Source organism: Allocoleopsis sp. (genome assembly GCF_036703385.1).
GTDB lineage: Bacteria > Cyanobacteriota > Cyanobacteriia > Cyanobacteriales > Coleofasciculaceae > Allocoleopsis.
In genome coordinates this window covers 1-4000 of the sequence record NZ_DATNPA010000641.1, presented here as the reverse complement: position 1 = coordinate 4000, position 4000 = coordinate 1, and the positions used below count along the sequence as shown (strand labels likewise).

General features: G+C 46.2%; 5 protein-coding genes and 1 pseudogene. 2 read left to right on the top strand and 4 right to left on the bottom strand.

What is annotated here, in order from left to right; genetic code table 11:
- On the bottom strand, nt 1–219 hold a 219-nt coding region (locus V6C93_RS30315; protein ID WP_333480398.1), incomplete at its 3' end, for an alpha-amylase family glycosyl hydrolase.
- Nucleotides 220–393: 174 nt separating this feature from the next.
- Here V6C93_RS30315 and V6C93_RS30310 point away from each other — a divergent pair.
- A pseudogene (locus V6C93_RS30310) lies at nt 394–543 on the top strand (Uma2 family endonuclease); the annotation flags it as partial.
- Nucleotides 544–638: 95 nt separating this feature from the next.
- Here V6C93_RS30310 and V6C93_RS30305 read toward each other — a convergent pair.
- From V6C93_RS30305 to V6C93_RS30295, 3 genes are read right to left on the bottom strand one after another with little or no spacing between them, the layout of a single operon-like run.
- Nucleotides 639–1205 (bottom strand): Uma2 family endonuclease, encoded by a 567-nt coding sequence (locus tag V6C93_RS30305; RefSeq protein WP_333480397.1) that lies wholly within the window; start codon nt 1203–1205, stop codon nt 639–641.
- Between the two features lie 50 nt (nt 1206–1255).
- Nucleotides 1256–1435: a hypothetical protein gene (locus V6C93_RS30300; RefSeq protein ID WP_333480396.1), complete on the bottom strand. Its 180-nt coding sequence runs from the start codon at nt 1433–1435 to the stop codon at nt 1256–1258.
- On the bottom strand, nt 1428–3470 hold the full coding sequence (locus V6C93_RS30295; RefSeq protein WP_333480395.1) for an alpha-1,4-glucan--maltose-1-phosphate maltosyltransferase: 2043 nt from the start codon (nt 3468–3470) through the stop codon (nt 1428–1430). Before V6C93_RS30295 ends, V6C93_RS30300 begins: the two co-directional genes overlap by 8 nt.
- A 316-nt stretch (nt 3471–3786) precedes the next feature.
- Between V6C93_RS30295 and V6C93_RS30290 the strand changes: the two genes are divergently transcribed.
- On the top strand, nt 3787–4000 hold a 214-nt coding region (locus V6C93_RS30290; protein WP_333480394.1), incomplete at its 3' end, for a 4-alpha-glucanotransferase.

The following is a 4000-nucleotide window of genomic DNA, read 5'->3' as shown; positions in this document are numbered from 1 at the left end:
ATCGTAGCCATCATCCCGCAGCGGACTGGGGAAGAATGGCAGCAACCAAACTGCCGTCACTCCCAGATCTTGCAAGTAATCCAGTTTTTCAGTGAGTCCCCGAAAGTCACCAATACCGTCAGCATTACTATCAGCAAAGGCGCGAACAGGTACTTCGTAAATAATGGCGTTTTTAAACCACAGCGGGTCGTCCTTTATAAGCGAATGAGGCTTTTGCATGGAAGCGATTTTAGCTCTTAAATTTTTTTAGACTCAGCAGCCATGTTGCAGCAGCTAATCTCAGGCATTCAACTCTCAAGAGGAATAAGTATTTCGACTTACCTCTAGCTGAAAAATCAGGCAGACAGCAGACGGCACTAGGGATAGGGCAACGAGTCAGTAGGGTTGGTGCGATCGAGTGGGTTGCGGTTGGGTTGGCTGATTAATTCTAAGGATCGGCAGGTAGAGATTGATCGAATAGGGCAAGAGGTGGAAGTGGTGGGAATTCCTGTGATGTTGTCGGGGGAGGATGTTTTGCCGGGGTTTAGTTTAGAGGTGAGTTAGAGCTAAAGGTTGCTGGTTTTGATCGCTGTTGCTTGGAACTCGACAGATAGAGTGAGGCTAGCGCGTTGAGACGAAGGAAGGGCGATGAGTGATCTCTAAAAATCCCACTCTTCAAACAGTTCGGCAACAGACATTGAAAAGCCAGGAACGATCGCTTCACCCTCTAGCGCATCTTGAGAACGAAGGAAGTGATCGGGTTCAGGCGAATGGTAAACCAGAACATATTTTTCATCGGGATGAATCACCCAGACTAAGCGAGTATCGTTGTCAAAATATTCCACAATCTTTTCATGGATTTCCTCAACCGTGTTGCTGGGAGAGAGAATTTCAACCGCCAGATCAGGAGAACCTTGAAAGAAACCACGGAGGGGACGCTTTAAGCCCTTGAGCCGTTCTTTAGAGACGAAAGATACATCGGGCGACCGCTTGTTGCCGTTCTTTAAGGTAAACGCTGTACTGGAATCACAAACCGTTCCCAATTTGTGCTGCCGAACATATATTGCCAGAAGACCCCCTAGAAATGAGCCAATTTCACCATGCTCCATCCCTGAATTGCCCATATCCACAAGCTCCCCATTCACCAATTCATAGCGATGTCCATCTTTGGACAATGCCAAAAATTCCTCATCTGTCCAAACCTTTTTCTCGATGGAGATTGTCATAAACCAAGCCTCCTGAGATTTTCCCGAATCTTTGTTTCTAGTGTGACACGTTAGACGAGTGGCAACAGAGCGATCGCATCTCTAGCACCAGCATTAGCGTTTGCGCTCGCGTTGCGTCCCGAAGGGAAGCATGTAGGACTTAACCATTGACAAATCGAATACTGTGTGTATAAAGCGGTGAAGCTGTCCAGCATAACTTCATCAATGCAGATACAACCTGATTCAGACATATTCCTCTGGTGCAATATAGTTGCCATCCCACATTGGGCGAGTACTCGGTGATACGTACTGCTTCACCCAGAAAATATGAGCTGGATTTACTTGAGGATTGAGTTCGACATGGAAAAATTCCCCCCGACAGCTATATTGGGTATCCTTGAGCAAGTCGTGGAGCTGGTAAGGTTGTTTGGGTTTAAGCCCTAAGGACTCTAGGGGCAAACAGATTCTTCCCGATTGCGTATGGTAAGGATTCAGGTTGACAACCACGACTATCAAATCGGATTTCAGACCCGTTTCTTCATACTCACCCTCAGCCTGCTTGCTATAGCAAATCACTTCCTCGTTATCGATTTCATGAAATCTCAAACTCTTGTTACTCTGCAACGCAGGATGTGTATGACGAATACAATTGACTCGTGCAATCACATCTTTGATGCTATCAGGACTATCTAAATCCCAATTTCGGATCTGATATTTCTCCGAATCTAAATATTCTTCGCTTCCCTCTTTCAGCGGTCGGTTTTCACACAGTTCAAACGCTAGCCCATAAATTCCGTAGCTGGCTGTGAGTGTGCCAGCTAGAATTAGCCTGATAATAAAAGCAGGTTGTCCACCGAGCTGAAGAAACTCAGGCAAAATATCTGGAGTATTAGGCCAAAAGTTGGGTCGGAAGAACTCATGAACGTCTGTCTGCGTGAGTTCCTGCAAGTACCGAGTCAACTCCGATTTAGTATTGCGCCAAGTGAAATAGGTATAGGATTGGGTAAAGCCCATCTTGGCAAGGCGATACATCATTTTGGGGCGGGTAAAGGCTTCTGCCAGGAAGATGGTATCGGGATAAGCTTGCTTGATTTCCCCAATCATCCACTCCCAAAAGGGGAAGGCTTTAGTATGAGGATTGTCCACTCGGAAGATACGTATCCCTTGGTCAATCCAGAACTGAACGATGCTTTTGAGTTCTTCCCAAAGGCTCTGCCATTCTTCACTTTCAAAGTCAATCGGGTAAATATCTTGATATTTTTTCGGTGGATTTTCTGCATACTGAATGGAGCCATCCGGTCTGTGCTTAAACCATTGGGGATGCTTCTGCACGTAGGGATGGTCGGGAGAGCATTGGTAAGCGATATCTAAGGCGAGTTCAATTCCATACTCAGCGGCTTTGAGGGCAAACTTGTGAAAGTCTTCTAGAGTTCCCAATTGCGGGTTTACGACTTTGTGTCCGCCTTCTGGGCCACCGATTCCCCAAGGGACGCCCACATCTTCTAACTCAGCTTGGGTGGCGTTATTTTTGCCTTTACGAAACTTGAGTCCAATCGGGTGAATAGGGGGCAGGTAGAGGACATCGAAACCCATGCTTGCAATATAAGGAAGGCGAGCTTCGCAGTCTGCAAACGTGCCGTGCTTGCCAGGAGTCCCACAGGAACGGGGAAACATTTCGTACCAGGTACTAAACCGGGCTTTTTCTCGGTCTACTGTAATTTTGAGGAGGTTTTCATAAAGGGTCGCGAGTTCTCGGTCGGGGTACTTGTCCATGAGGACGATGAGAGCGTCTGACAGCGTGTTGTCTGGCATGAGGACGAGGCTGTGCTTCTCTTCAGAATTCAGTTTTGCCGCCCAGTCTTTTAACGCTTGGACATCCTCAGTAGACGCTCGCTGACTCGCTTTTTCAACCAATTCTGCCCCAATGAGCCAATCAATCGATACATCCTGTCCAGCGTCCAGCTTCTTGGTTAAGTCTCGCCGCCAAGACTTAAAATGATCGACCCAACCCATAACCGTGTAAACATAGGAACCCAGTTCAGAAACGGTGAATTCCCCTTGCCATCGGTCATTGACTAAGGGAGATAGGGGAGCTTCCTGCCACTGTTGGGAGGATTCTGGACGGTATAAAATCAATCCTGCGATCGCATCATGACTATCACAGAACATATCAACTTCAAGGTGGACTTTTTCGCCGACTGTCCGCTTAATCGGAAAACGACCCCCATCAATTTCTGGCGAGACTCCCTCAATCTGAACCCTTCGTCTTCCTGTGGTAGGTAGCATTACAGCACCGTCTCCCTCTACTTGTTCCAGAAGGAATTATAGAAATCACGCCAAAAAGCCTACTCCTTCCAAAGGGGGAATAAGGACAATACGTCTATTTCTGATGACATTTTCTTACCGAGACTGAAAGTTAATTTAAACCTGAACTAACGGCTTTTAATAGAGCAGTTATTCATCTAATATTTACCTGGTTTTGACATCTATCTGAGGTCTTATTAACTTGAACTAATGTTATTGAACTCCACCTTGAGTCTTTTTAAAAATTGTTTTATGGTAAGAATCATTGTTGATTTTAATCTTTAACCAAAAAATCACCATGACTTTTCAACGTGCTAGTGGAATTTTGCTACACCCCACCTGTCTGCCCAGTCGATTTGGTATTGGTGATTTAGGAAAATCAGCTTACGAGTTCGTGGATTTCTTAGGTAGCAGTGGTCAAACCTTATGGCAAGTTTTGCCACTGGGGCCAACGGGGTACGAACATTCACCCTACACCATGAACTTTAGTGCCTTTGCCGGAAATCCCCTGC

Coding starts and splice junctions, on each gene's coding strand:
- V6C93_RS30305 (WP_333480397.1), bottom strand. CDS start 1,205: ATGACAATCTCCATCGAGAAAAAGGTTTGGACAGATGAGGAATTTTTG.
- V6C93_RS30300 (WP_333480396.1), bottom strand. CDS start 1,435: ATGTCTGAATCAGGTTGTATCTGCATTGATGAAGTTATGCTGGACAGC.
- V6C93_RS30295 (WP_333480395.1), bottom strand. CDS start 3,470: ATGCTACCTACCACAGGAAGACGAAGGGTTCAGATTGAGGGAGTCTCG.